22 protein-coding genes are annotated in these 26,275 nt (G+C 63.1%); 13 read left to right on the plus strand and 9 right to left on the minus strand.

The genetic code is table 11. The annotated features are described in order from the left end of the window. Position 1: 1 nt before the first annotated feature. The 3 genes from AC0L2J_RS00900 to AC0L2J_RS00910 form a co-directional block, all read right to left on the minus strand. Complete coding sequence (locus AC0L2J_RS00900) at positions 2 to 1,336, minus strand: cellulase family glycosylhydrolase (RefSeq protein WP_473386587.1); 1,335 nt, start codon at positions 1,334 to 1,336, stop codon at positions 2 to 4. A gap of 46 nt (positions 1,337 to 1,382) precedes the next feature. Then, positions 1,383 to 2,564, minus strand: coding sequence for a glycosyltransferase (locus AC0L2J_RS00905; protein WP_473386589.1), 1,182 nt, complete (start codon positions 2,562 to 2,564; stop codon positions 1,383 to 1,385). 164 nt (positions 2,565 to 2,728) lie between these two features. Continuing rightward, positions 2,729 to 3,814 carry a glycosyltransferase family 4 protein gene (locus tag AC0L2J_RS00910; protein WP_473386591.1) on the minus strand — a complete coding sequence of 362 codons (1,086 nt, stop codon included), beginning with the start codon at positions 3,812 to 3,814 and terminating at the stop codon, positions 2,729 to 2,731. A gap of 377 nt (positions 3,815 to 4,191) precedes the next feature. Between AC0L2J_RS00910 and AC0L2J_RS00915 the strand changes: the two genes are divergently transcribed. From AC0L2J_RS00915 to AC0L2J_RS00925, 3 genes are all read left to right on the plus strand, one after another. Beyond that, positions 4,192 to 5,199, plus strand: a complete 1,008-nt coding sequence (locus tag AC0L2J_RS00915) for an NAD-dependent epimerase (RefSeq protein ID WP_007606872.1) — start codon at positions 4,192 to 4,194, stop codon at positions 5,197 to 5,199. A 24-nt stretch (positions 5,200 to 5,223) separates the two neighbouring features. Beyond that, a complete protein-coding gene (locus AC0L2J_RS00920) occupies positions 5,224 to 6,636 on the plus strand; it encodes a mannose-1-phosphate guanylyltransferase/mannose-6-phosphate isomerase (protein WP_473386594.1) in 1,413 nt (470 codons plus the stop codon). A gap of 74 nt (positions 6,637 to 6,710) precedes the next feature. Continuing rightward, the gene (locus AC0L2J_RS00925; protein WP_473386595.1) at positions 6,711 to 7,601 is read left to right on the plus strand and encodes an aldose 1-epimerase family protein; all 891 of its coding nucleotides are present in this window, start codon (positions 6,711 to 6,713) and stop codon (positions 7,599 to 7,601) included. A gap of 30 nt (positions 7,602 to 7,631) precedes the next feature. Here AC0L2J_RS00925 and AC0L2J_RS00930 read toward each other — a convergent pair whose 3' ends face one another. Then, entirely contained in the window at positions 7,632 to 8,480 is an 849-nt protein-coding gene (locus AC0L2J_RS00930; RefSeq protein ID WP_473386598.1) for an MBL fold metallo-hydrolase, read from the minus strand. Positions 8,481 to 8,728: 248 nt separating this feature from the next. Here AC0L2J_RS00930 and AC0L2J_RS00935 point away from each other — a divergent pair, with 248 nt between their 5' ends. Beyond that, positions 8,729 to 9,541, plus strand: coding sequence for a response regulator (locus AC0L2J_RS00935; RefSeq protein ID WP_063993550.1), 813 nt, complete (start codon positions 8,729 to 8,731; stop codon positions 9,539 to 9,541). A gap of 232 nt (positions 9,542 to 9,773) precedes the next feature. On the opposite strand, the gene AC0L2J_RS00940 is transcribed toward AC0L2J_RS00935, so the two are convergent. Both AC0L2J_RS00940 and AC0L2J_RS00945 read right to left on the minus strand, forming a co-directional pair. Then, complete coding sequence (locus tag AC0L2J_RS00940; protein ID WP_473386600.1) at positions 9,774 to 10,592, minus strand: transglycosylase SLT domain-containing protein; 819 nt, start codon at positions 10,590 to 10,592, stop codon at positions 9,774 to 9,776. A 98-nt stretch (positions 10,593 to 10,690) separates the two neighbouring features. After that, entirely contained in the window at positions 10,691 to 11,833 is a 1,143-nt protein-coding gene (locus AC0L2J_RS00945; protein WP_473386602.1) for an alpha/beta hydrolase family protein, read from the minus strand. 141 nt (positions 11,834 to 11,974) lie between these two features. Here AC0L2J_RS00945 and pgm point away from each other — a divergent pair, with 141 nt between their 5' ends. The 4 genes from pgm to AC0L2J_RS00965 all read left to right on the plus strand — a co-directional run bounded on the left by pgm (position 11,975) and on the right by AC0L2J_RS00965 (position 16,697). After that, the gene (gene pgm / locus AC0L2J_RS00950; protein ID WP_063993548.1) at positions 11,975 to 13,621 is read left to right on the plus strand and encodes a phosphoglucomutase (alpha-D-glucose-1,6-bisphosphate-dependent); all 1,647 of its coding nucleotides are present in this window, start codon (positions 11,975 to 11,977) and stop codon (positions 13,619 to 13,621) included. Between the two features lie 276 nt (positions 13,622 to 13,897). Further along, positions 13,898 to 14,947 (plus strand): aromatic ring-hydroxylating dioxygenase subunit alpha, encoded by a 1,050-nt coding sequence (locus AC0L2J_RS00955; protein ID WP_473386607.1) that lies wholly within the window; start codon positions 13,898 to 13,900, stop codon positions 14,945 to 14,947. 6 nt (positions 14,948 to 14,953) lie between these two features. Next, positions 14,954 to 15,706, plus strand: coding sequence for a GntR family transcriptional regulator (locus AC0L2J_RS00960; RefSeq protein ID WP_063993546.1), 753 nt, complete (start codon positions 14,954 to 14,956; stop codon positions 15,704 to 15,706). Between the two features lie 10 nt (positions 15,707 to 15,716). After that, positions 15,717 to 16,697, plus strand: coding sequence for a PDR/VanB family oxidoreductase (locus AC0L2J_RS00965; protein WP_473386609.1), 981 nt, complete (start codon positions 15,717 to 15,719; stop codon positions 16,695 to 16,697). 144 nt (positions 16,698 to 16,841) lie between these two features. Here the strand turns inward: AC0L2J_RS00965 and AC0L2J_RS00970 are convergent, their stop codons facing one another. Continuing rightward, complete coding sequence (locus tag AC0L2J_RS00970) at positions 16,842 to 18,803, minus strand: putative bifunctional diguanylate cyclase/phosphodiesterase (protein WP_473386611.1); 1,962 nt, start codon at positions 18,801 to 18,803, stop codon at positions 16,842 to 16,844. Positions 18,804 to 19,040: 237 nt separating this feature from the next. Beyond that, positions 19,041 to 19,412: a hypothetical protein gene (locus tag AC0L2J_RS00975; RefSeq protein ID WP_473386614.1), complete on the minus strand. Its 372-nt coding sequence runs from the start codon at positions 19,410 to 19,412 to the stop codon at positions 19,041 to 19,043. A 395-nt stretch (positions 19,413 to 19,807) separates the two neighbouring features. Here AC0L2J_RS00975 and AC0L2J_RS00980 point away from each other — a divergent pair, with 395 nt between their 5' ends. Next, the gene (locus tag AC0L2J_RS00980; protein WP_473386616.1) at positions 19,808 to 21,238 is read left to right on the plus strand and encodes a DUF1254 domain-containing protein; all 1,431 of its coding nucleotides are present in this window, start codon (positions 19,808 to 19,810) and stop codon (positions 21,236 to 21,238) included. Between the two features lie 51 nt (positions 21,239 to 21,289). Next, positions 21,290 to 22,363, plus strand: coding sequence for a SphA family protein (locus AC0L2J_RS00985; protein WP_473386618.1), 1,074 nt, complete (start codon positions 21,290 to 21,292; stop codon positions 22,361 to 22,363). 53 nt (positions 22,364 to 22,416) lie between these two features. On the opposite strand, the gene AC0L2J_RS00990 is transcribed toward AC0L2J_RS00985, so the two are convergent. Beyond that, complete coding sequence (locus AC0L2J_RS00990; RefSeq protein WP_473386621.1) at positions 22,417 to 22,782, minus strand: nuclear transport factor 2 family protein; 366 nt, start codon at positions 22,780 to 22,782, stop codon at positions 22,417 to 22,419. A 100-nt stretch (positions 22,783 to 22,882) separates the two neighbouring features. On the opposite strand from AC0L2J_RS00990, the gene AC0L2J_RS00995 reads away from it, so the two are divergent. Genes AC0L2J_RS00995 through hemC form a run of 3 tightly spaced genes read left to right on the plus strand, consistent with a single transcriptional unit; the run spans position 22,883 to position 26,159 of the window. Next, positions 22,883 to 23,473 carry a TetR/AcrR family transcriptional regulator gene (locus AC0L2J_RS00995; RefSeq protein WP_007606906.1) on the plus strand — a complete coding sequence of 197 codons (591 nt, stop codon included), beginning with the start codon at positions 22,883 to 22,885 and terminating at the stop codon, positions 23,471 to 23,473. 53 nt (positions 23,474 to 23,526) lie between these two features. Then, the gene (locus tag AC0L2J_RS01000; RefSeq protein ID WP_473386625.1) at positions 23,527 to 25,152 is read left to right on the plus strand and encodes a GMC family oxidoreductase; all 1,626 of its coding nucleotides are present in this window, start codon (positions 23,527 to 23,529) and stop codon (positions 25,150 to 25,152) included. A gap of 26 nt (positions 25,153 to 25,178) precedes the next feature. Next, complete coding sequence (gene hemC, locus AC0L2J_RS01005) at positions 25,179 to 26,159, plus strand: hydroxymethylbilane synthase (RefSeq protein ID WP_473386627.1); 981 nt, start codon at positions 25,179 to 25,181, stop codon at positions 26,157 to 26,159. Positions 26,160 to 26,275: the final 116 nt, after the last annotated feature.

Here is a 26,275-nt window from a genome sequence, read left to right on the forward strand (position 1 = left end):
ATTACCGTGCCGGCCGTATATCCAGTGCGGGAATGGCGTCATTATTGGCGGAGATCAGGACCGGCGTGCTCGAAACCGGCAGCCAGATCCCGGAGGCTGGCCTTGCGGTTGCATCGCAGGGCGCCGCGAAAGTCGCGCCTGGCAGATCGCCCTTGATCCGGACCTCGTAGCGTCGATCCGGATCTTCGGACCAGACCGCGACTTTGCCGCCGTTGGTCGAGGATGCTCCGATCGACATCACCCCATTGGCAAGGCTTCTTCGTTCGGCGGTTAGGGTGGAACGGACGAATGCCCAGGCGCCATGCGCTGCGCAAGCTACGGGTTTGGGCGAATTGTCGAAACCGTAGACGCCAAAATTGTCCTCTAGCTCGGCTGGATTCTGACCACTATTTTTGAGCTCATAGATCCACATCCCCTTGAGCCAGCGCGCCGCTGTCGAGGCCCACAGGATAAGCTGTGCCGTGTTATCGGCCTGGGCCTGCTCGCTGACACCGCATTTGTTCGCTGCCGTGGTCCAGCCAGTTTCGGTTACGTAAATGGGGAAGTCGGGATTGCCGCTCGCTTGGCCGACCAGCCGATGGAACGCCGTGAGCCGGTCGATAATCTCGGTCGAAGTGCGCTTCGCCGGCGCCATGCAGAAATTGTAAAGATGAATCGAGGCGCCATCGGCGTATTGAAGGATACCGGTTTGCAGCATCTTCTCCGTCCACGTCCAACCGGGATCGTCGCCGATCGCGCCGACGACGAAAGGCGCATTCGGCGCCGCCTGCTTGACCGCCGGGCGTGCTGCCTTGGCGAGGGCCAGGTAATTCTCCGCCGAGAATGAAGGGTCCTTCTTGGCTGCCAGATTCCACTCGTTCCAGAGTTCGAAGATCGGGCGCTGCGGCGCTACCGATCGCGCGGCCGCTGCCGCATAGTCCGCGAACCGCAGCCGGGCTTCGTCCGTCGTCGGGGGCGACGAGTTCGGCACGAGGTGATGACCGAATGCAAGGATGAGGAGCGGCCGGGCGACGCCGGACTGAACCTGCGCGTCGAGCCTGCCCAACCGCGGCGTGAAGCCCATCCGACGCCCCGGCAATTCGAAATCAGACCAGGGAAAATCGTCGCGGAAGGCGTTAAAGCCCAGTTGCTTGATCTGACTGACGTTCACGGAGGGCACGTAGCCTCGCGAACTGACCGGCCCTCCCAGTCCCTGATGGGTGCCGATACCCAACAGGAATCTGCTTTCAAGCGTCTGAGCCTGTTGAGCGCATGCCGGAACAGACAGAGAAACAGATGCGATGAGGCTCGCGATCCGGAGAAACCCGTTGCGACACAAGGTGCGGTGGCCTGCCATCGCCTAGATCATACTCGTCATCATTTCTCGCCTGCCGCGACTCACCTCAAAAAGGCTTCGACAGGTCCGATTGCAGTGCCACGCTCTGCTCGACCCCACTCTTGTTATCGCCGAGGAGTTCGACATAGACCTGATGCAATTGGCGGTGTGTCTTCTGGACGTCATAAAACTGCTTGAAGCGATCGTAGCCGCGTTGCCCCAGGACCTTGAGATCGAGATCGAGCATCCGTCGGAAGCCGTCGATGAGAGGTTGAACCGCGACAGGCTCGCAAAGCACGCCAGTGACGCCGTCAACGACGATTTCAGGGAGCGCTCCGCTGTGGAAGGCCAGGATGGGCTTGGCCGCGCGCATCGCTTCCAGAGCGACGAGGCCGAAGGCCTCCCATCGTGACGGGATGACGACGAGATCGGCCGCCTCCAGCTGAGCCTCGATTTGTTGACGATCCAGCCAGCCTAGCAGCGAGACGTTGGCGGGAACCGCAGCTCCGTCGAACTTGTTGACCACGGAGGCGCCGACAATGCGAACATCCAGGACATCTTCGAGGGATCGTGCGGCCTCGATCAGGAGATCGAAGCCCTTTTGTCGATCAAGGCGGCCGATGAAAAGGACCTTGGCCTTCTTTGAAGTCCAATCTGTCGCAACGCCGTGCGGCAGTGGGCGGCTCTTGGAGATGCCATTGTGCACCAGGGTCAGACGGTCAGTCGGAATTCCCGCCCGAACCGCTTCATTGAATTCATCGCCGGAAATGCAGATGATACGATCCGACGTGCGGGCCAGAAGAGTCTCTGCAGCTTTTGCCGCCAGATGGCTCAGGCGGCCGGTCTCTCGCGAGAATGCCCAGCCATGCGGGCAATAGACGACGCGAGGACCTTCAGAACGAGCGGCCAACGCGGGCCGTAGAACGAGTCCGGCAAACGACGAATGGAGATGCATGACGTCAGGCTTGAAGGCGTCGAGCGCCTGCATGCTCGCCCGCAGCATCTGAAATAGTCCGGCGATACTGCGGCCCGATCTGTCGAAGGTCGTGATCTGGCTGTCATCGATTCCAACGAGGTCGTGGCGATGATCCGATGGCACAACATAGTGCACGTTCTCCGCGCCGAAGCTCGCTTGCTGCTGCGGATGCAATTCGTTCAGGTAGCTCGCTATCCCACCCCGGATGGTTTCCGCGACATGCAGCACCTTCACCGCCTGCCTTGCGGAGGATTGAGTTGGGACAATCGACATGGCGCATCCTTAATTGAGCATCAATGGATGCGATCACAATCCATCCAATCCATAGCGAGATTTGGGCAGCGGTGTGGTGTTGTTGCGCCGCGATGCTGAAGCTCGCGTCCTTCGAAGGCGAACGTGCGCATGGAACTCGATGGATGCCGAGCCGCCGTCAGTCGCTATGCGCGCGACGCGAGAAAATCCAACAATGCTCGCGCCGAGTCTTGCCACGAGTATAATGCAAGACGATCTTGTTGCTTTCTGCGCTCCTGATCAGAGATTGCGCCAACTGCCAACCTTTCGAGCATAAGCTGTTGCAGCGATCGAGCGTCGTTGGCGCAAAAATAAGCAGCTGCTTCGCCGCACGTTTCCATAACCGCGTCAGCCGTTGAGGCTATGACCGGACAGCCGAAGATCATGGCTTCAAGTGGCGGTACACCAAAGCCCTCGTAAAGAGAGGGAAAGACGAACGCCAGAGCGTGTGCATACAGAGCTGCAATCTCCCCGTCCGCCAGGCGTCCCGCCAGAAGCAGGCCCGATTCGCCCCCGCCCAGATTGTCTTGAAATACCTTGCTGTTGTCTCCGCCAACAATGACGAGCGGAACGTCCTTTCGTTCGAGCAGCCGCGCGGCCTCGATTGCAACGGCGAGATTCTTGTTCTTGGTTCTGGAGCCGACAAAGAGAAAATATTTTCCCCGGTGAAGCCCTAGTCGGTCGAGAATACCGGGATCAGGCGTTGTGGACGCGAAATGCTCCGCGCTATTGGGGAATATCGGAATGTCTGTTTTCGAAAGGCCAAGCATTGCGGCCAGTTCATTGCGAGAAAAGGCCGATACGGTCGCGATCGTGGCCCGGCGTGCAAGCAGGCGGCCCATCGTGCGGTGGACGGCCAGATAGCGCCAATTGAAGAAATCGGGCCGGCGGAAGACCTGTGCGTCGTGGATGACGACGATATGATCACGATGAATCACAGGTCCGGCATTGGCTAGGCTGATCAGGCGACCTCCAGCGGCGGCGCGCGCGAGTTCAATCTGATCCCAGGCATGTCCGCTCAACCGTCCTATCCTGCGAACCTTGATGCGGGTGAGATTGATCGCTTCGCTCGTCTCGCTCGGCACGAGCAATTGCCACTCGGCTCCTCTGAGGGCAGCGGGCGATTGGTCGGACGCAAGCAGGGCATCGATCGCTTTGACCAGTTCGGCGGCATAACGCTGAACGCCGGTCAGCTTTTGCGAGAGAAAGCGGCCGTTGATGAAAAGCTTCAATTTTGTGCCGTTCGGGTTGTCGGTGCCACAAAGCGTGGGTCGCGATTTGTGCTTTCGAACCAAATGTGAGCGCGGAAAGAAGCAGCCCGAAGGCACGGAATTATGACGGCATCGGTCGCTTGATCGTGCTGATCGTTCTGCGCTTCCGGGGAACACTTGTTGAAAATCTTGCCGGGCAGCCGGGAGCCTTTTATGGACGCGTCTGATGTTGCGTCGGCAGGCAACGCGCGCCCTTCTGGTTAACTTGGAAAGGCTGACATACGAAGCGCCGGGCATTAAGCTTGCCGATGCGAGGGGCTGTTCTCCATTGCTGAACCCTTGCCTCTGCCGGTTCGGTCTGGCAATGCGGTATATGAGGACGAACAACGGAGTTTATTTTGGCCCCCGTGGTGGTTACCGGCGCTGCCGGCTTCATCGGCATGCATGTCTGTGAGCGCTTGCTTGCGCGCGGGGAACGAGTTGTCGGCATCGACGCAGTGACCCCTTACTATGATCCCGCGCTCAAGCGCGCTCGCCTCGAGACGCTCAAGCATGATGCTTTCACGTTCCACGAGATCGACCTTGCAGATTTCGCTGCGGTGACGCGTGTGTTCGACGAGGTCTCGCCCGACCGCGTGGTGCACCTTGCGGCGCAGCCCGGCGTGCGCGCGTCGATCGACGATCCCATCACCAGCATCCGCGCCAATTGTGATGGCTTCGTCACCGTGCTCGAAGCCGGCCGGCGCCACGGTCTGGCGCATCTGGTCTACGCCTCGTCGAGCTCCGTGTATGGCGCCAATCGCACCTTGCCGTATTCGACCGAGCATTCGGTCAATCATCCGGTCAGCCTCTATGCCGCGAGCAAGAAGGCCAACGAGCTGATGGCGCACACGTTCGCACATGTTCACAAGCTGCCGGTGACCGGTCTTCGCTTCTTCACTGTCTATGGTCCATGGGGCCGGCCCGACATGGCCGCCTGGCTCTTCACGCGCGCGATCTTTGCGGGTGAGCCGATCAAGCTCTTCAATCATGGAAATATGTGGCGCGATTTCACCTATGTCGACGACATCGTCGAGGGCGTGATCCGCACCCTCGACCGGCCCGCGACGCCGAATCCCGCGTGGAACGCCGAGCAGCCGGAAAATTCGTCGAGCGATGCGCCGTATCGGGTCTACAACATCGGCAACAACCGCTCGGTCAATTTGATCGAGTTCGTCGAGACACTAGAGAAGATCATCGGCAAGCCCGCGATCCGCACGCTTTTGCCGATGCAGGCTGGCGACGTCCTCGAGACGCGCGCCGACATTTCGCCCCTGCAACGGGACGTCGGCTTTACGCCCTCGACTCCGCTGGCGGATGGCTTGGGCCGCTTTGTCGAATGGTATCGAAATTATCACCGCGTATAAACCCCTCTCTCGAGTAGCTCACACGTGTCCCAAAAAATTATCCCCCTGATCATGTGCGGCGGTGCCGGAACGCGGCTGTGGCCGGCTTCGCGCGAGGTGCGCCCCAAGCAGTTCCTGCCGTTGTTCGGCACGCGCTCGACCTTCCAGGACACGCTGTTGCGCGTCTCGGAGGCCTCGCTGTTCGATCGTCCGATCGTCATCACCAATGCCTCCTATCGCTTCATGGTGCTGGAGCAGCTCGCCGAAATCGGCATCGAGGCCGACGTGATCCTGGAGCCGATGCGGCGGGATTCCGGCCCGGCGATCGCAGCCGGCGCGGTGTTCGCGCAGAACCGCTCGAGTGAGGCAATCGTGCTCGCGCTCGCCGCCGACCACGTGGTGCAGGACAACGCCGCCTTCGTCGCGGCGTGCCGCCAGGGCCTCACCGCCGCGAGCGCCGGGCGCATCGTGACGTTCGGCGTCAAGCCGGAACGGCCGGCGACCGAATACGGCTATATCAGCCCGGGCGAGGTCATCTCCGGCGAGGTGCACGCGGTCGCGCGCTTCGTCGAGAAGCCGGATGCGGTGAAGGCGGCCGACTACGTCAATTCCGGCTATCTCTGGAACAGCGGCAACTTCATGTTCCCCGCCACTGTGTTGCTTGACGAATACCGCAAGGTCGACGCGGCGAGCGTCGAGGCGATTTCCAATGCCGTGAGCAATGCCGGCCGCGATCTCGGCTTCGTGACGCTGGAGCCCGAGGCGTTCGGCGCGGCCAAGGCGATCTCGATCGACTATGCGGTGATGGAGAAGACCGCGCGCGCCGCGGTGGTGCCGGTGTCGTGCGGCTGGTCCGACGTCGGCTCCTGGCACGCGGTGTGGGAATTGTCGGACAAGGATGCGCAAGGCAATGCCGCACACGGCACCGCCGTGTTCGAAGATAGCCGCAACTGCAACGTCACCACCGATGCCGCGCTGGTCGCACTCGAAGGCGTCGACGATCTCATCGTGGTGGCGACTGCGGACGCGGTTCTCGTCTCGCGCCAGAAGGATGCCAACGGGCTGAAGCGGCTGGTCACGAAACTCAAGGCGGTCGCACCGAAGGTCACCGAGGAGCACCTCAGGGTGCATCGGCCTTGGGGCAGCTACCAATCGGTCGACAATGGCGAGCGCCATCAGGTCAAGCGCATCGTGGTGAAGCCCGGCGGGCGGCTGTCGCTGCAAAAGCACCATCATCGCGCCGAGCACTGGATCGTGGTCCGCGGCACCGCCCGCGTCACCGTCAACGAGACCGTCAAGAGCGTGCATGAGAACGAGTCCATCTACATCCCGATGGGCGCGGTGCACCGGATGGAGAACCCCGGTAAAATCATGCTGGAGCTGATCGAGGTCCAGACTGGAAGCTATCTCGGGGAAGACGACATCATCCGGATTGAAGACGACTATCAGCGCTCTTGAGCAGAGTGTCGCTCCAACATTCCGCGAACATTTGGAAACTGTCCTGTGAACTGCCATGATCGGAACAGGATGTTATGACCGACGACACGCACACGATCCGCTGCGGCGGGCTCACCGCGACCATCAAGGCGCAAGGCGCGGAGATGTGTTCGCTGGCGAGCGATGCCGGCGTCGAGTTCGTCTGGCAGGCGGAGCCGGCCTGGCCGCGCCATGCGCCGCTGCTGTTTCCGATCGTCGGGCGCCTCGCCAATGACGAATTGCGGCACCGGGGCAGGAGCTACCGGATGACCCAGCACGGCTTCGCGCGCGACAGCCGCTTTGCGTGGGCGGAACGTGGCGAAAGTCGCTGTGTGCTGGTGCTCGAAGACAGCGATACGACGCGCGCGCTCTACCCCTTCGCGTTCCGCCTGACGGCAACCTATGCGCTCGACGAATCCGGTCTCGATCTTTCACTCGTGATCGCGAACACCGGCAAGGAGATGTTGCCGGCCTCGCTCGGCGGCCATCCCGCTTTCAATTGGCCGCTCCAACCGGGACTGGCGAAAGAGAGCTACGCGCTGAGCTTCGCGCACGCAGAGCCATCTCCCGTCCGCCGTCTCGACGGCGGCTTGCTGCGTCCGGCAATAGAGCCGAGCCCGATCAAAGGCTCCGTGTTGCCCTTGTCCGAAACCCTGTTCGTCGACGACGCACTCATCTTCGATCGGATCGCGAGCAATTCGGTCCGCTACGCCGCGGAGCAGGGCGCGTCCACCGGGCCGTGGTTGGAAATGTCATGGCGCGGCTTTCGCGAGCTTGGCGTCTGGTCGAAACCGTCGGGCGCTCCGTTCCTCTGCATCGAGCCCTGGCGCGGCTATGCCAGTCCCGCCGGCTTCGACGGCGAATTCACTGACAAGCCGGGCTTGATGCACATCGCGCCCGGAACGGAAGAGCAGTTGTCATTCCGGGTTGAGGTTGGATCGTCCTGAGGCCGGACGGCCTTCGCGCATCTCGAGTTCTCAGACCTCGATCCGCGTGAGGTCCTCGCCGAGCACGACAGGGCCCGCGTAGTCCCGTCTGGCGTCCGCAAGCAGCGCGTTCAGCATGGAATCGTCGGTGCGAGGCCGGTGATGTGTCAGCGCGAGCTTCTTGACGCCGGCCTTGGCCGCGACCTTGCCGACTGTATCGCCGCAGGCGATCGTGAATTTCGCAAGCCGGCGCAGGTGCTCGTTGTTGATCTCCGGCGTGGCGAGAAAGCAGCACTGGACCAGCAGGTCGGCCCCCTCAGCCAGTCGCTCGAGACCGGGGCAGGGCACCGTGTCGCCCGAAATTGCTATGACCTTGCCCTCGGCCTCGAAGCGATAGCCGAGACACATCCAGCGTGCGAGGAAGGCCGGCGACATGTCGAGGCCGTCGCCATGCGAGACGAGTTCGGCGCTGATCTTCCAGCGCCCGGTGTCGAGAACGGGGCCGGGTATAATGTCCGTCGCGACGACCGGTTTCCAGCCGCCGAAGCTCGGCTCGCCCTGATCGCGCCAGGCGATGTCCTTGTCGTAGACCTGCGTGACCAGCGTATCGACGAGCCGTTCGGTATCCGGTGGTCCATAGATGCGCAGGTCGCCCTTGCGCCCGTGCAACCATGAATTGAGCATCACATCGTAGAGGTCGCCGATGTGGTCGAAATGGTGATGGGTGAGAAAGACCGTGTTGATGGAGCCGAGCGGCACGCCGGCCTTGCTGAGCTGCACCATGACGCCGCGGCCTGCGTCGATCAGGATATTTTCCTCGCCGAGCCTGATCAGCGTGGTCGTCGCCATGCGGCGCGGGTCCGGGCGCGGGCCGCCGGTGCCGAGCAGGATGACTTCCATGGCGCCACCTCTTGGGGCAGACTTTTCGGGACGCCACAGTAGATTTGAAGCGTTTGGCGAGACAAGCGGCGGCGGAAGGGGCTTCAGCCCTGCACGACTGCCGCTTGTGCGGGGCTCCCGAACATGATGCGCGGGACGAGAAGTGTGGGCCAATTCATACTTAATACGGCTAGATCGTGACCAATGTTGTTTGGGCGCGATAACGCGCCTAGTATTGCAGCAGGCAATTCGAGGGGGCTCGAACAGTCGTGAATGTACGTTCACAGGACGGCGCGCTCGGCGACCTGAGCTTCCAGGTCGGCCCGCAAGCACACAGGACATCCAACATCGTGGCTGATTCCGCAGTTCAGGAATTGCGTGTCGCCGGCCGCGAGCGGCTGATCGTCGTCGAGGACGATCCGGTGACGCGGACGATGCTGGTCGGTTATTTCAGCGAGAACAATTTCGACGTGGTCGGCGCCGGCTCCTGCGCGGAATGCCGCCAGGCGCTGCGCACGCGGACCGATCTCGTCTTCCTCGACGTGCAGCTGCCGGATGGCGACGGCTTCGATCTCGCCAAGGAGATCCAGGCGACCAGCAACGCGGGCATCATCTTCGTGACGCGCCGCGACACCGACGTCGATCGCATCCTCGGCCTCGAGGTCGCGGGCGACCACTACGTCACCAAGCCGATCGATCTGCGCGACCTGCTCGCGCGCGCGCGAAGCGTGCTGCGGCGGCGCTCGATCGACCGCAAGGCGGCGCGCAACCACAATTCGATCGCCTTCGGCGACTGGATCATCGACCTGACGCGGCGCGAGCTGCTCGGCAGCGACGGCAAGCCGGTGGCACTGACGCGCGCCGAATTCGACCTGCTCGCGGCGCTCGTTGGCGCCGACGGCAGGCCGCTCAGCCGCGACTATCTGATCGAGGTCGTCAGCAATCGCCAGGCCGAGGTCGACATCCGCACCGTCGATGCCTTGGTGGCGAGGCTGCGCCGCAAGCTCGTCGGCAGCGGCACGCCCGTCGTCACCACGGTCACCGGCGTCGGCTACAAGCTCGCGCTGAGCGAGCGGCTCTAGACGCAGGCCCAGCACGAAATCGTGTCGGCTGCGCCATCGGGTTCAGCCACTGAACCCGACCAGGAACCGAATCGCGAGAAAGGCCGACAATGCCACGGCGCCGGTCGCGACGATTGCAAACAAAACTCTCAAACTATTGTGCATGATCTCTATTCAGGTTCGGTTTCAAAGTTCGGTTTCAAAAATGTCGTTCGTCCAATCGCTGCTCGTCTCAAGGCAGCCAACTCTAATTTTATTGGCGTGATGCGACCCGCTTCCACTTGGCCTCGACGCGAGCCTTGATCAGGCGGACCCGGGCTTCCTGTGCTGCCCAATATGCCCTGCTCGCGACCGCCGTGCCTTGACGGTAACGCGCGTAAACGTCCTTCGGCTGTGCCGGTCTCTTTTGATTGTGCGCTGACTTCTGATTGTGCGCTGACTTCGAGACGGCGGGCGCCGGAGTTGGCGCCGGTGCTACGTCTTGGACGGCGGCGGCCTGGTTTCCCACATTCGTCGAGTTCATGGAGACAAGACGATTGCGGGCGCGATGACAATAGACCTGGGAGCGCGGAGTCATGGACTCCTCGTCATGACCGGCTCGATATTTCATCAGGGCTCGGCAAAGGTCCCCGCCTGCCAGGCGCCATGCGCGACTCAGATAGAGAACGCCGTAGTGGATGTTGATGTCGGGCTCTGCGAGCTCTGTGTTATGTCCCCGAAATCCGAGCATCGCTGCCGTTTCGGGTCGAACCTGCATGAGGCCGATCTCGCCGACGGCGCCGATGGTGGCCGGATTGTATCCGCTTTCAACGAAGACGACGGCCTCGGCTATGTCGGCGGGCAGATCGGTCTTGGCCGTTTCTCTTTCGATGATTTTTCGAATCGCCGCCCGCGAGGCCGGCGTCTCTCCAGCGCCGAGATCTGCATCGTGACCGCCAGCCGCCAACGCCGGTTCCGCGGCGTTCAGAGCGCTGCCCTGAGCGTGTACGGAGTTGGATGCCAACCAAAGCACGGCAATCGCAACGTGTGTCCACGTCGCGCGGGCATTGATGTGTGTTCGATCCCGCAGCATGGACCACGTATTATATCTTTCGAGTTAACAACCGATTTTCTGGCGGTCCGTCGTGCGGCCCGGTTCGGACCGCGCGAGCGGCCAGCGGCGCAGCGAGGCTATCGCGACCGCGAGCTCTGGTCGGTTGATGTGCCTTGCGCCGCCCCAGCCAATTTGTCGTCGACCGCATAGAGCGTGCAGGTGGGCGACCATTTTGTGCAGGCGCCAAGTGAATCGCGCTGGGCGTCGTCGACCGTTGCCCGCCCCGAACGCCAGCCGTAACCGCCGTTCGGCGACACCGCAAAAGCCTTGTGCGGCATCGTGCTGGCGAGATAGCGCGCAAACTCGGCGCGCGCCGCCTCGCTGAGCTGGCCCGGCGGCGGCAGCGGATCAGGCGGGCTCAGAGCATCGTGGCCGAGACCTCGCTCGCGCAGGAAAGCGTCGAGATACGGCGTCCATTGCGGACGGCTCACCACCGAATAGAGATAGTGGCCATCGTCGCCGTAAGGCGGCGCCGCGATGAAATTCGCGTTGCCGCCACTGGCGCGAAATCCGTCATGGAGGCGGCGCGCGAGGTCGGGACCGAAGTACGAATCGTTGGCGGCGTAGACCCACAGCATCGGCGCGCGAGAGGTTTTGCCGAACGTGGCGAAGGCCTGCACCAGCCCGTTGGGATTGCAGACGTCGTCGTCGTCGCGCGAGCCGCGCCCGCCGGCAAAGTTGATCGCGGCGGCGAGACCCGCTGGCGCCTGCGCGGTCAAGGCGACGGTGGCGAACCCGCCGGCGGAATGGCCGACCGCGATCATGCCTGATGTGCTGACGTCGGCCCTGCGCGTCATCGCCTCGATCGCCGCGCGCAAATCCGCCACGGCGACCGCCGCGGCCGGCAGATAAGCGGCATTGGCGCAGCCGCCGACGCTATCGACGCGCCCACCGGGCGAGGTGCCGTAGCCGCGCCGCATCACGATCAGCGCGGCAAAGCCGCGCCGGGCATATTCGAGAGCGATGCCGTAATATTTGTGCGCGGACATTGTAGCGCGATCGTCGAAGCTGCGCGGCGAGCCGTGGCTGAGCAGCGCCAGCGGATAGCGCCTGGTCCCGGCCGGCCGGACCAGGAACGCCTCCAACCCCTGCGGTCCGGCCTCGGCCATCGGGATACGCAAATCCTCGGTGTAGAACTCCGCGGCCGTCGCATCGGGCACGATGCCAGCCGTCGCAAGCCAGGCCATCAGAACAACCAGAAGCCTCTGAAACAGCGTCATGCCCCGACTCGAAAAGCCCCGATCGGAAGACCATAGCATGATCTCAGGAACGGCCGCCCCATCGCGGGTGTTGTGCTCTTGGCGCGGGCTTGGCCGATGCTATGGTATCGCGCAATTCTACGACAGGACGAGGTATATCCAGTGGCTGATGTTCATCCCGCGGCGGGCAAGCAGGCCTCGCCGGACGCGCTGACCAACGTTCCGCGGCTGGTGACGGCCTATTTCGCCGGCAAGCCCGATGTCGCGGATCCCGCGCAGCGGGTGGCGTTCGGCACCTCCGGCCATCGCGGCACCTCGTTCAAGACCAGCTTCAACGAGGGCCATATCCTGGCGACGACACAGGCAATCTGTGATTATCGACGTGAAAAGGGGCTGACCGGCCCGCTCTTTATCGGCATCGACACCCATGCGCTGGCCGAGCCTGCGCTGGTCAGCGCCATCGAGGTGTTCGCGGCCAACGGCGTCGACATCATGATCGACAAGGACGGCGGCTACACGCCGACGCCGGTGATCTCGCATGCGATCCTGACCTACAACAAGGGCCGCACCTCGGGCCTTGCCGACGGCGTCGTCGTCACGCCCTCGCACAATCCGCCCGAGGACGGCGGCTACAAATACAATCCGCCGCATGGCGGACCGGCCGACACCGACGCGACCTCCGTGATCGAGAAGCGAGCCAATGCCTATCTCGCCGACGGCTTGAAGGGCGTGAAGCGCATCGACTACGCCAGGGCACGCAAAGCTGCGAACGTCCACGCCTATGACTTCATCACGCCCTATGTCGCCGATCTCGGCAACGTCATCGATCTCGACCTGGTCAAATCCGCCGGCGTCAATATCGGCATCGATCCGCTCGGCGGCGCCGCCGTGCATTATTGGCATCCGATCATCGAGCGCTACGGCCTGAAGGCGACCGTGGTGAACAAGGCGATCGACCCGACCTTCCGCTTCATGACGGTGGATTGGGACGGCAAGATCCGCATGGACTGCTCATCGCCTTATGCGATGGCGAGCCTGATTGCGATGCGCGACCGCTTCGACGTCGCCTTCGCCAATGACACCGACGCGGACCGCCACGGCATCGTGACGCGCACCGGCGGCCTGATGAATCCGAACCATTATCTCGCGACCGCGATTTCCTATCTGTTCGCGCACCGCCCGAACTGGGGCAAGGACGCCGCGATCGGCAAGACCGTGGTGTCGAGCTCGATCATCGACCGCGTCGCGAAAAAACTCGGCCGCAAGCTGGTCGAGACCCCTGTGGGCTTCAAATGGTTCGTCGATGGCCTCCTCACGGGCGGCTTCGGCTTCGGGGGCGAGGAGAGTGCAGGCGCCTCGTTCCTGCGCCGCGACGGCACGGTGTGGACCACCGACAAGGACGGCATCATCCTCGGCCTGCTGGCGGCCGAGATCATGGCCAAGACCGGCCGCGATCCGAGCCAGCTCTTCAACGATCTCACCGCCGAGTTCGGCATGCCCCATTACGCGCGCATCGACGTCGCCGCGACCACGCCGCAGAAGAACATCCTGAAATCCGTCACACCGGAGCAGCTCGGCCTGAAGGATCTCGCCGGCGATCCCGTCCGCGCCACCCTGAGCAAGGCGCCCGGCAACGGCCAGCCGTTCGGCGGCATCAAGGTCGAAACCGATTTCGGCTGGTTCGCCGCCAGGCCGTCAGGAACGGAGGATGTCTACAAGATCTATGCGGAAAGCTTCCGCAGCCCCGAGCACCTGAAGGCGATTCAACAGGAGGCTCAGGCAGGGTTGGCGAAGGTGTTCGGGGCGTAGTCAAAGCGCCGCTCCCGCGACCCGTCCAGACTCGCCGTATCAACAGGTGACATCACCCGCGAAAGCGGGTGATCCAGTACGCCGTGGCGCCAGTTGAGTGAACCAACGACCGCCGCGGAGTACTGGATCCCCCGCTTTCGCGGGGAATGACAGCGGACGGGTTTGTATACACGATTTTAGATAAAGGTACTATAGTACGAAATTTTGGCGCTTGAATGATTCTCTTCCTCCACTATTGTATACATAACGTATTCATAAGCCTTGGGAGTGAGACCGGTGACAAAACCCTTCCCGATGAACGCCTGGTATGCCGCCGCTTGGGACGCCGACGTGAAGCCCGCGCTGCTGCCGCGGACGATCTGCGGCAAGCACGTTGTGATGTACCGCAAGGCCGACGGCTCGGTGGCCGCGCTCGAGGATGCCTGCTGGCATCGCCTGGTGCCGCTGTCCAAGGGACGGCTCGAAGGCGACACCGTCGTCTGCGGCTATCACGGCCTGAAGTACAATGCGCAAGGGCGCTGCACCTTCATGCCCTCGCAGGAGACCATCAACCCGTCGGCCTGCGTGCGTGCCTATCCGGTGGTCGAGCGTCATCGCTACATCTGGCTCTGGATGGGCGATCCCGCGCTGGCCGATCCTGGGCTGGTACCCGACCTGCACTGGAATCACGACCCGGCCTGGGCCGGCGACGGCAAGACCATCCACGTCAATTGCGACTATCGCCTCGTGCTCGACAATCTCATGGACCTCACGCACGAGACGTTCGTGCACGGCTCGTCCATCGGCAACGAGGCGGTTGCAGAGGCGCCGTTCGACGTCACCCATGGCGAGAAGACGGTGACGGTGACGCGCTGGATGCGCGGCATCGAGGCGCCGCCGTTCTGGGCGAAACAACTCGGCAAATCTGGCCTCGTCGACCGCTGGCAGATCATCCGCTTCGAGGCGCCGTGCACGATTGCCATCGACGTGGGTGTGGCGCCATCAGGCACCGGCGCGCCCGAAGGTGATCGCTCGCAGGGCGTCAACGGCTTCGTGCTCAACACCATCACGCCGGAGACCGAGAAGACCTGCCACTATTTCTGGGCCTTCGTGCGCAACTATCAACTCGGGGAGCAGCGCATCACCACCGAGATCCGCGAGGGCGTCTCCGGCATCTTCCACGAGGACGAACTGATCCTCGAAGCGCAGCAGCGCGCGATGGACGAGAACCCTGATCGCATCTTCTACAATCTCAACATCGACGCCGGCGCCATGTGGACGCGCAAGCTGATCGACAAGATGGTGGCAAAGGAAAACCCGCCCCAGCATCTCCAGGCCGCGGAGTAAGCCGACATGGCCGAGCGTGAGGTCGACCGCTCCGTCTCGCAGACGGTGAAGGCGCAGCTCGCGCTGCGCGACCAGCTCCTCTCGGGCTCGTTGCGCCCCGGCGAGCGCATCTCCGAGCTCCAGGCGGTGGAGACGACCGGCGCCTCGCGCACCCCGGTGCGCATGGCGCTGGTGCGGCTGGAGGAGGAGGGCCTCTTGGAGGCGATCCCCTCTGGCGGCTTCATGGTGAAGGCGTTCTCCGAGCGCGACATCTCCGATTCCATCGAGCTGCGCGGCACGCTGGAAGGGCTCGCCGCGCGCTTTGCCGCCGAGCGCGGCGTTTCCGCGCGCGAGCTCGAGCCGCTCAGGGAGTGCCTTGCCGCGATCGACGAGTTGTTGCGCCAGGTCCCGATCTCGGTCGATGCGTTCTCGTCCTATGTCACGCTGAACGCGCGCTTCCACGCCCTGCTCACCGAACTGTCGCGCAGCCCGCCGCTGATCCGGCAGATCGACCGCGCCTCGTCGCTGCCGTTTGCGTCCCCGAGCGGTTTCGTGATGGCGCAGTCGGCGCTGCCCGAGGCACAGCAAATCCTGATCATCGGGCAGGAGCACCACCGCGTCGTGATCGACGCCATCGAGAACCGCGAAGGCGCCCGCGCCGAGGCGGTCATGCGCGAGCACGCGCGGCTTGCGGTGCGCAATCTGCGGCTCGCGCTACGCAACCGGACCCATCTCGACCTGCTGCCGGCGCTTGCGCTGATCAAGTCCGCAACCGATTGAGGGAAGTGCCATGCGCTTCATCGAAACCTGGAGTCCGGCCACGCTCGTTTCGACGCGCGATCTCGCGCCCGGCATCCGCGAATTCCTGATCCGGCCGGACCAGTTCGACGGCGCCGCCTATCCGGTCGGCAGCCACATCAATATCAGCGTCACCATCGACGGGCAGCCCGAGACGCGGTCCTATTCGCTGGTCGGGGAAGCCTCGTCGCGGGGTTTAAGGATCGCGGTGCGCCGCGCCGAGGATTCACGTGGCGGCTCGCGCTATATGTGGTCCTTGCAGCCGGGCGCGCGGCTCGACATCACGACGCCCGCCTCGCTGCTCGCGGTTGATTGGGCGCGCCAAAACTACTGCCTGATCGCCGGCGGCATCGGCATCACGCCGATTCTCGGTGCGGCGCAGGCGCTGGCCAAGCGCGGCGCCGATGTCACACTGCATTACGCTGTCCGCTCGCGCACTGAGGCCGCCTATCTCGACGATCTCGCCGCAACGCTGGGTGATCGCCTGGTCGTTCACGCCAGCGATGAGGGCAAGCGGCTCGATCTCGACGCCCTGTTCGCCTCGGTGCCCAAGGATGCGCTGGCGCTGTTCTGCGGCCCGATGCGGATGCTGGATGCCGCGCGCCACGCCTGGATCGGCGCCGGCCATCCGCTTCCCGATCTCCGCTACGAGACATTCGGCTCCAGCGGCACGCTGCCGACCGAGACGTTTCGCGTGCGCCTGAAGGGCTCAGGTGTCGAGCTGGAGATCCCGCGCGAGCGCTCGATGCTGGACGTGCTGAATGCCAGCGGCCACGAGGTGATGTACGATTGCAAGCGCGGCGAATGCGGCCTGTGCGCCATCGACGTGGTCGCCATCGACGGCGAGATCGACCATCGCGACGTCTTCTTCAGCGACCATCAGAAGCAAAGCAACCAGAAGATCTGCGCCTGCGTCTCGCGCGCACGGGGCACCATCACGGTGGACACGCTGCTGCGGGCGGATCCGGTCTGAGGCAGCTGCCCGGCCTTCATGGTTCGAGACGCGCCGTAAGGCGGCGCTCCTCACCATGAGGGTCTAAAGTCTCGCCGCGAAGAAGGACCTCATCCTGAGGAGCTCGCCAAAGGCGAGCGTCTCGAAGGATGCGCCGCAGAGGGTCTACGCCGCGTATGTCGCCCGCAACTTCTTCGTTTCGAGCAGGGCCAGGACGCCATCCGCCGACACCGGCCGGCTGATGAGATAACCCTGAACTTCGTCGCAACCGATCTGGCGTAGATATTCGAGCTGGTCGGCGGTCTCAACGCCTTCCGCGACCACGCCGATGCGCAGGTCGCGCGCGAGCCCAATCACCGATTTCACGATCGCGGCGCAGTCCGGCTGCACCAGCATGTCGCGGATGAAGGATTGGTCGATCTTGATGCGGCTGAACGGCAGCTTGCGCAGGTAAGTCAGCGAGGAGAAGCCGGTGCCGAAATCGTCGAGTGCCACGGTGACGCCGAGCTCCAGCAGCGCATTCAGGACGGACGCGGCCGAGCCGTATTTCGACAGCAGCATCGATTCCGTGATTTCGATCTCGAGCCGGTGCGGCGCGACCTTTGCGTCCGCAAGCGCCTGCACGATGATCTGGAGGAGGCCGTTGTTGTGAAACTGCGCGGCCGAGAAATTCACGGCGACCCTGATCTCTTTGGGCCACTCGGCAACCGTCGCGCAGGCGCGGCGGACGACCCATTCGCCGATCTCGTGGATCAAGCCGGTTTCCTCGGCGATGGGAATGAACTCGCTCGGCGGCACCAGCCCGCGCTGGGGATGCTGCCAGCGCAGCAGCGCTTCGAAGCCGGTGATGCGGTTGCCGCCGAGGTCGAGGAATGGCTGGAACACCAGGAACAGCTCGTCCCTGGCGATGGCGCCTTCCAGATCGGATTGCAGCGCCTTGCGGTCGCGGGACGAGCGGTCGTCCGCTTCCTCGAAGAAGCAGACCGTGCCCGGCCCGGCCTTCTTGGCGCGGTAGAGCGCGGCGTCGGCGTTCTTCATGACATCGAGCGGCGTATTGCCGTCACGCGGCGCCAGCACGATGCCGACGCTGGTCGCGCCGACGATCTGGCGGCCCTCGATCCGGAACGGTTCGTCGAAGGCCGCGACGAAGCGCTCGGCGATCTCGAGCGCATCCTCCGGCCGCACCAGATTGGCCATCACCAGCGCGAACTCGTCGCCGCCGATGCGTGCGACATGCTCGGCCGCGCGGGTGCAGCGTTGCAGGCGACTCGCGATCTGGACCAGAAACTCGTCGCCGGCGGGATGGCCGAACTTGTCGTTGACCTCCTTGAAACGATCGAGATCGAGCAGAAGCACCGCGAATTCCTCGCCGGAGAGGCTGAGCCGTTTCAAGGCGCCATCGAGCGTTTCGCTGAAGGCGACGCGATTGGGCAGATGGGTCAGCGGGTCCTGCCGCACCGAACGCTCGGCCTCGATCTGCCGCATCACGCGCCGTGCGAACGCGAATGAATTGACGAACACGCCGCGCAACAACACGCTTCCGTAGACCACGACGAGAAAGGCGATCAGCAGGAAGGCGAGGTCGCCATTCCTGCCGAGGCAGATCGCGATGCCCAGGAAAATGGGCGCCGTGAATGCGATGGCCGCGATCGGGATCGTGGCGAATGCAAGCGCGCCGCCGGCCAGCATTCCCGAGCAGAGACAGGTGATGACGAGCTGCCCGCCGGTCGAGGCGCCTGCAAAGAACGCGACCGGGACGATGCCCCAGGCGGCGCCGAGAAGAGCGGCATTGCGCACCAGCCGGTGCATGGCGCGGCGCGAGACGAATTGCGGCTTGGTGATGCGGCGCGCGGCGTGGGATTGCAGACCGAACGCGATCGCGGCGCCGGCCACTGTGAGGGCCCAGATCAGCGCGAACATCCGGTCGGGCGACTGCCACAGCGCGATCGCCAGCACGATGGCGTTGCAGGCATTGGCGAGCATGATGCCGACCGAATAGCCGAGCACCAGCGACATCTGTTCGGCGCGGATATGGCCGGTGACGGCTTCGTCGGTTGCGGGACCGCCAAAGGCCGACAGATCGCCGGCAAACAGCCGCGCGAAATAGCTGGTCGTTTGAGTCCGCATTCCAGAGCCTAGCAGCACGAGCCGCTTGTCCGGCCCGGTCCGGAGAATTCGCTGCAAACCTTTGACGAACTATGAATTATCCGAGCTTGTGACGATTGCTGTGACCACTTCTGCGTGTTCGTGACGTCGTATCGATAACAAATCGATACAAATGCCTGGCGCTGGCGTTACCGCGGTCGCGGACTTGGGGTGAAGCTCCTGGACCGGAATGAACGGATGATAATCGCCTGTTTGGCGTCACAGCTTGTTTCTGTTCTTGCTCGCTCCCCTCAATTTCGGAGTGTCCGGCGTCGATTTCGCCCAATCGGCCATTTGAAGGCAGGTAAGCAGGTCAACATAGCTGTCACTGCCGCCAGCCGTTGCTTCGCCTTCGCATCGGTCTCGAAGGCTGCCGGAATTCGTGAGCCATTCGGAATGAAGCTGTTGCAGGGCAGAATTTTCGTCGCGCATACAGTCGTCGTAGGACTGCGGCAAATCCAGCGCCATCGCCTTGTCAGTGGCTACGGTTGCCTTGCAGGTCGCTTCGACATTGAGTTGGGGCACGCGTTCGCTGACTGGAATCGCTGTTTGGCCGCCCATCATCGCGAAGGCTAGAAATAGAATCTTCATGCAGAACTCCCCCTGGCGAGATCTTACTGAAGTCGATTTATCAGACGACGGGCGAGCTTGTGTCCTATTGATCTGAATCAAGAGGACGAAGGAGCTTGTCTCTCCGACGAGAGCGCCACGGACACGGGCGCAATATGGAAGCTGGTATCCTTCAACCGCGCGGCGGACCGGAAGAGATTCTTGCGCTCCGGTTCTTCCTCACACCACCCGGCACTCCGAACAGCCAGGCCGCAGCTTCTATTCCAAGAATGTGAGCCAAGTCGCAGTGCGGCAAATGTTGCACGTTCTCTGGCGCGCCTACGCCGGCCCGCGCACGCTTGACACAGATCAAGACGAACTGACCGACTTTGCGAGATCAAGAGATTTTGGGGTTTAAGCCAACGGAGTTTATTTCCATGGACATCACCCGTCGCAATGTAACGATTGGAGGTATGAGCCTGCTCGCCAGCGCCTCCACGGCCACGTCAACTCGTGCCGAGCATGGTGAATTCTTCGGCATCGGCGACGGACTTGAGGAGTTCGCACTCGCCACAGACGCTTATATCTTCGGCTACCCCTTGGTGACGATGGAGATGACGCGGAGAATCATCACCAACGTCGCGACGCCGGTCGGGACGCGGGCGCCGATGGGCCAGATCATCAAGCTGCGCAAATATCCTGACGCGTCCTTCCGCGACGTGACGGCGCCGAATGCGGACACGCTTTACACGACTGCGTTTTTCGATGTGGGCAAGGAGCCGTGGGTGCTCAGCATCCCCGACATGAAAGACCGTTACGCGCTGTTTCCGATGCTGGACGGCTGGACCACAGTGTTCCAGGTTCCGGGCAAGCGGACCACCGGCACCGGCGCGCAAACCTGCGCGATCACAGGCCCTGGTTGGAAAGGCGAATTGCCGGCCGGCGTCACGGAGTACAAATCGCCTACAAGCATCGTTTGGCTGCTTGGCCGTATCTATTGCACCGGAACGCCGGAGGATTACGCGGAGGTCCACAAACTCCAGGACGAATTCAAGCTGGCGCCGCTGAGCGCCTACGGAAAACCGTACACGCCGCCGGCGGGCACGGTTGATCAATCGCTCGACATGAAGACGGCGGTGCGCGAGCAGGTCAACCGCATGGGCGCGGTGGCCTATTTCACACTGCTCTGCGAACTGATGAAGAGCAATCCGCCTACGACCGCGGATGCACCGCAAATCGCCAAATTCGCCCGGATTGGCATCGTACCGGGCCAGGACTTCGACGCGAGCAAGCTCAAGGCGGATTTCGTCAAGCGCGTGCCCGAGGTCGGCTTTGATCGGATCATGCTCCAGTTCAAGGTCAACAAGGACGTCAAGGACGAGAATGGCTGGGCCTTCACGACCAAAACCGGCATCTACGGTACCGACTACCTGATGCGGGCGCTCGTCACCGCCATTGGACTCGGCGCCAACCGGCCGCAGGATGCCGTCTATCCGACTTCGCAGAAAGACGCGGACGACCGGAAATACAGCGGCGCGCATAAATACGTCATGCACTTTGCCAAGGGCCAGCTTCCGCCGGCGCTCGGCTTCTGGTCGGTGACGATGTACAACGGCGAGTATTTCTTCGTGGCCAATCCGATCGACCGCTATTCGATCAGCGCGCGACAAAATCTGAAATCCAATCCGGACGGCTCGACCGATCTCTACATTCAGAATGAATCCCCGGACAAGGACAAGGAGTCCAACTGGCTCCCGGCGCCCTCCGGCGACTTCGTTCTGATGATGCGGCTGTACTGGCCGAGCGAAAAGGCTCCCTCCATCATCGATGACTCCTGGAAACTTCCGCCGGCGAGGAAGGTGAGCTGAGGCACTAGCGCAAATAGGTCGAATTGTTCGCCAGCAATTTGGGGCAGACAAATGATGCGCGCCACGTCCAGGCAGACATGTCAGCTCTGGCTCATCCTCTTGAGTTTCGGCGCTGCTATGGCGCCACTCGGTTGCGTGTCCGATGCGGCATACGCGGATGAAAGTGGTGTTTCGTACTGGCTCCCCGGCCGCTTCAGTAGCCTCGCGGCAGCCCCCGCGGTGCCGGGCTGGTCCATGGCGGAGGTATACTATCACACGTCCATATCGGCGTTCGGGGCCACAGCTGCGGCCAGAGAAATTCGGTTGGGCGGAATTCCAAGGACAGTGAACGTCAGTCTGGATCTACATCTCAATGCGCAGGCCGATCTCCTGCTGCTCAATCCGACTTACACGTTCGCGACGCCGCTGCTGGGCGGACAATTCGCCATCGGCGTGACGGGCCTGTTCGGGCGATCGAGCGCCGACCTCAATGGGACGCTGATGGCGGGCATCGGACCGTTCGGGGCAACCCGCTCGGGGAGCATCGGCGACTCCATCACTTCCATCGGTGACCTCTATCCCCAGGCGACACTGAAGTGGAATACAGGCGTTCACAACTTCATGACTTATGTGACGGGCGACATTCCAGTCGGCGCCTACGATCCAAACCGCCTTGCCAATCTCGGCATTGGCCGCGGCGCTATCGATGGCGGCGGCGGTTACACCTACTTCAATCCGCAAGCAGGGCACGAATTTTCCGCCGTCGTGGGACTTACCTACAATTTCAAGAACAACGACACCCAATATCAGAACGGCATTGATTTTCACTTCGATTGGGGCGCTTCCCAGTTTCTCTCGAAGCAGGTCTTTGTCGGGCTGGTGGGATATGCCTATCAGCAGATCACCGACGATGCCGGACAACACCCGATCCTCGGTGGCTTCCGGTCACGCGTCCTCGGCGTAGGCCCTCAGGTCGGCTTTCTGTTTCCTGTTCGAGACATGCAGGGGTACCTCAATCTGAAGGGATACGGTGAATTCGCTGCCGCGAACCGGCCGGCGGGCTGGAATACCTGGCTGACGTTTTCGATTTCACCAACGGCACCCACCAGCACGATAACGCCGACGCGGCCAATCGTGACGAAATAGGCGTCGATCGGTGACGGCGACGCTGGTGCGGCCGCAAGACCTCGGTAGATGGCTCAGCGTCCCAATTGCTTCGGATCGTAATAGAACCGTTCTTCGATCAGCTTGTCGTCCCGCCAGGTCTGCCATGCGATCTCATCCAACGTTCGGATGATGCCTTCGGCGTTGGTGAAGCTGAAGGTCCAGCGCGTGGCGACATGGTCGCCTTCGATCAGGCTCGGCCCGATGCGCACTGCCTTGACCTCCTTGAAGGCTGCCAGCACGCCGCGCTCCTTGGCCGCGAGCTTGTCGCGTCCGACGAGGGGTTCGGCCTGGTTTTCACAGGTGGCAGCGTTCGGCGTGTAGTAGTCGAGGATCGCCCCGACGAAATCCCCGTCCTCCAATCGTTTGGCAAAAGCTTCGACGACATCACGGCTCGGCATGGCGCACCTCACGAGTAAAACCGACTAATAGTCGGTAAATACCGACCGACGGTCGAAAAGTCAACTGGCTGTCCTCGTCCGTTTCGACTACAGCAGACCCATGGCCAAACAGGCGGAGCGGCGCGCAGCGACATCGGAGGCGATCCTGACGGCGGCGCGCCGCCTGTTCGGGACGCAAGGCTTTGCCGCGACGACGATGGACGAGATCGCCGAAGCCGCCCACGTCGCCAAGGGCGCGGTCTATCATCACTTCAAGACCAAGGAGGCGGTGTTCGAAGCGGTGTTCGACCAGGTCTCGCGCGATCTCGTCGCCGAGATCGACAGCACGGCTCGTGCCGAGAAGGACGTGCTCGCCGCGATGGTCGCAGGCACCCAGCATTATTTCGCCGCGACCGCCAAGGGCCCGACCAGCCAGATCATCCTGCGCGACGGCCCGGCCGTGCTCGGTTGGGAGCGCTGGCGCGAGATCGACGCCAAACATTTCGGCGGCAAGCTGCCGCGCGCGATTGCGGCGGCGATGGAGGCCGGCCTGATCGCGCGGCAGCCGGTCGAGCCGCTGGCCCGGCTGCTGCTGGGCGCGGTGACGGAGGCCGCGGTCGCCTGCGCCGGACGCGCCGATATCGCAAGGGCGGGCGCGGAATACGCCCGTGCATTCAGGTCGCTGGTCGAGGCGCTGCGCGTCGCTGCATGATCGTGCTAAGTGATGATTGGAAACGCCCACACCAACAAAAAGAACAGTAGCGCATGAACGCAACTTCCTCCCTGATGCTCTCCGACCCTGAATTCGACTACGTCATTGTCGGCGCCGGCTCTGCCGGCTGCGTACTCGCCAACCGGCTATCGGCTAACGGCAAGCACAGCGTGCTGCTGCTCGAGGCAGGCCCGAAGGATTCCAACATCTGGATCCACGTGCCGCTCGGCTACGGCAAGCTGTTCAAGGAAAAGACCGTCAACTGGATGTACCAGACCGAGCCCGAGCCCGAACTGAAGGGCCGGCAGGTGTTCCAGCCGCGCGGCAAGACGCTGGGCGGATCGAGCTCGATCAACGGTCTCCTCTATGTCCGCGGCCAGCACGAGGATTACGACAGATGGCGTCAGCGCGGCAACGCCGGCTGGGGCTATGACGACGTGCTGCCCTATTTCAAGAAGGCCGAGAACCAGTCGCGCGGCGCCGATCAATATCACGGCAGCGGCGGCCCGTTGCCGGTGTCCAACATGGTCGTGACGGACCCGCTGTCGAAGGCATTCATCGATGCCGCGGTCGAGACCGGTCTGCCCTACAATCCTGATTTCAATGGCGCCACCCAGGAAGGCGTCGGCCTGTTCCAGACCACGACCCGTAACGGCCGCCGCGCCTCGACGGCGGTGGCCTATCTCGGCCCCGCCAAGGCCCGCGGCAATCTCAAGATCGAAACTGGTGCGCTCGGCCAGCGCGTGCTGTTCGAGGGCCGCCGTGCGGTCGGTGTTGAATACCGTCAGGGCGCCAATTTGCGCCGCGCCCGCGCGCGCAAGGAGGTCGTGCTGTCGAGCGGCGCCTACAACTCGCCGCAACTGCTCCAGCTCTCCGGGGTCGGACCCGGCGACCTCCTGCGCAAGCACGGCATCGATGTCGTGCTGGACGCGCCGGGCGTCGGGCACGATCTCCAGGACCACATGCAGGTCCGCATCGTCATGCGCTGCTCGCAGAAGATCACGCTGAACGACACCGTCAATCATCCGCTCCGCCGCACGATGGCCGGCGCGCGCTATGCGCTGTTCCGCAAGGGGTGGCTGACGATTGCGGCCGGCACGGCGGGCGCCTTCTTCAAGACCAGTCCGCGGCTGGCCTCGCCGGACATCCAGGTCCACTTCCTGCCGTTCTCGACCGACAAGATGGGCGAGAAGCTGCATGATTTCTCCGGCTTCACGGCGTCGGTATGCCAACTGCGTCCCGAAAGCCGCGGGTCCTTGCGCATCAAAAGCGCCGACCCGACAGTGCCGCCGGAGATCCGCATCAACTACATGTCGACCGAGACCGACCGCACCACCAACGTGGAAGGTCTGAAGATCCTGCGCAAGATATTGCATGCGCCGGCGCTGAAGCCGTTCGTGGTTGACGAGTACGATCCCGGAGCGAAGGTGTCCACGGATGCCGAGCTGCTCGATTATTGCCGTGAGCGCGGCAGCACGATCTACCATCCGACCTCGACTTGTCGTATGGGCAATGATGCGCTCGCGGTGGTCGATCAGCGGCTGAAGGTGAGGGGCCTGGAAGGCCTTCGAATCGTCGACGGCTCGATCATGCCCGATCTGGTATCGGGGAACACCAACGCGCCGATCATCATGATCGCCGAAAAGGCCTCCGACATGATATTGGAGGATGCGCGGTAAATCCGCGCACGGAAAGGGACCAGGGCTTGGCTACGCGATTCAAGATCGGCACACGCAAGAGCGCGATGGCGCTGGCACAGACGGAAGAGATCGCGCGCCGCCTGACCGCTGCCATGCCCGATCTCGACGTCGAGATCGTCAAGTTCGACACCACGGGCGATCTCGACCAGACCAGCAAGCTGCTGCCCCATGGCGGCAAGGGCGGTGCCTTCGTGGCGCAGATCCGCGCCGCCGTGCTGTCGGGCGAACTCCAGGCGGCGATGCATTCGCTGAAGGACATGCCCGGCAACGAAGACACGCCCGGCCTCGTGATCGGCGCCACGCTGTCGCGCGATCCTCCCAACGACGCGCTGGTGCTGCGCGATGGCGTGACGCTGGAGGCGCTGCGTCAATTACGTGGCAAGGGTTTCAAGATCGGCACCAACGCCGTCCGCCGCGCCGCCTATGCGCGGCGATTGTTTCCCGACGTCGAGATCATCCACTTCCGCGGCGCCGCCGACACGCGCGTGCGAAAACTCGACAATGCCGAGAAGCAGCGCCTGCCGGATGGCGGCGCGGTGGGGCCTGCGGATGCGCTCATCATGGCGCGGTCCGGCCTCGACCGCGTCGGCCTGTCACAGCGCATCGCCTACGAGTTTACCGCAGCGGAAATGCTCCCGGCAGCGGGGCAGGGCATCGTCGCCGTCGAATGCGCGGCACAGGACTGGCAGACGCGTCGCATCCTCGCATCGATCGACGATCCCTCCGCGCATGCCTGTGCCGATGCCGAGCGCGAAGTGCTGTGGGTGCTGAACGGCCATTGCAATTCGCCCGTGGCGGGCTTTTCGACCATTGCGGGCGATCAGATGTCGCTCACCGCGTCCGTGCTCGATCTCTCCGGCAACACCATCATCGAAGCGTTGCGTTCGGGCCCCGCCAATCGTCCACGCGAACTCGGCCGTGCGGTAGGACTGGATCTGCTGGCCAAGGGCGCCGCCGAGATCATCGAGCGCAGCCGACCGCGGTAGGTCGGCCGCGTGGCTTGGCATGGGTGCGATGATGACATCATGCGCCTGTTTTGCCCGACGGGTCAAATGTTGGCGCGACCTGATGCGATCACGGCGCACCTGATTTCCGTCCGCCC

Source organism: Bradyrhizobium sp. MV1.5, assembly GCF_055807615.1.